The organism is Bartonella sp. AD328YNZD (genome assembly GCF_042196425.1).
Map to the genome: position 1 here is coordinate 1 of NZ_JBHIQG010000594.1, position 1,009 is coordinate 1,009.

A 1,009-nucleotide genomic window follows, 5' to 3' on the forward strand; every position below is an offset into this window, starting at 1 on the left:
TTCATGGTGGTCGATTAGCCGCTATGCCTGGAAAACTTAAAAATGATGAAGGTGATCTTTTTGTATTACGTCCTCTTGTCTATGCTGCTGAAGAAGATATGGAAAAATTTTCTCAAGCAATGCAATTCCCAATTATTCCTTGTAATCTTTGCGGCAGTCAAGATGGGTTACAACGTAATGCAATGAAAGAAATGCTGAAAAACATTGAAAAACAAATGCCAGGACGTAAAGATACGATGATTCGCGCTTTAACAAATGTGCGCCCAAGTCATTTGCTTGATAAGAAATTCTTTGATTTTAAAACGTGTTAATAAAAATTAGATATTAAAAAAAATAAGTTTAAAGAGTTTAAGATAAGAGACTTATTTATAATGATAATTTATTTTTTTCATTTAAATATCGTCAGATTGTTTTGTTTCAAATTCTCTTATATTGCATCCATAAAAAACATCCGTTTGCATATCACAAAGGAAATTCTTGTGTGCATAAAACACTCTTGAAAAAAGTTTCCTTTCACTAACCAATGACTGTCGTAATATGAAAAATGAAAAAATAATACGGCTGTCGATTTGCTCTTTTGTTAATTAAAAATGGGAAACCTTGTGGATTTTATTCTTTTGCGCCGCCGTCACCGTCATTTAAAGCTCATTTATAAGGTATTAAATTAAGAGAATATATAACTGCTTGGTATTTTGGGAGTGTATAGCAAACATTCAGAGCAAAGATTGCTCGTAAATTCTCATGAAGTAAGCTATATAAGTGATCAAGTTCGATTGTGAGTAGCTGATCTTTTTATAAACCGATGCTAATAGAAATCTTCATCATTGAGGATAGGGAGGGAGTTAATTTTTTAAACTGCTATACCATAAAGGTCATAGGCATCCGATTGTTCGATTTTAACAGTGACAAATTCACCAACACGCAGTGGACGTCGTGATGATATATGGACAACACCATCTATTTCTGGAGCATCGTATTGACTACGTCCTTTGGCAACTTTTCCTTGACT

General features: G+C 33.2%; 2 pseudogenes. One reads left to right on the forward strand and one right to left on the reverse strand.

What is annotated here, in order from left to right:
- Window positions 1-311 (forward strand): annotated as a pseudogene (locus tag ACFIO3_RS13920) (tRNA 2-thiocytidine(32) synthetase TtcA); the annotation flags it as partial.
- Between the two features lie 539 nt (window positions 312-850).
- Here ACFIO3_RS13920 and ACFIO3_RS13925 read toward each other — a convergent pair.
- Window positions 851-1,009, reverse strand: a pseudogene (locus ACFIO3_RS13925) (30S ribosomal protein S12 methylthiotransferase RimO); the annotation flags it as partial.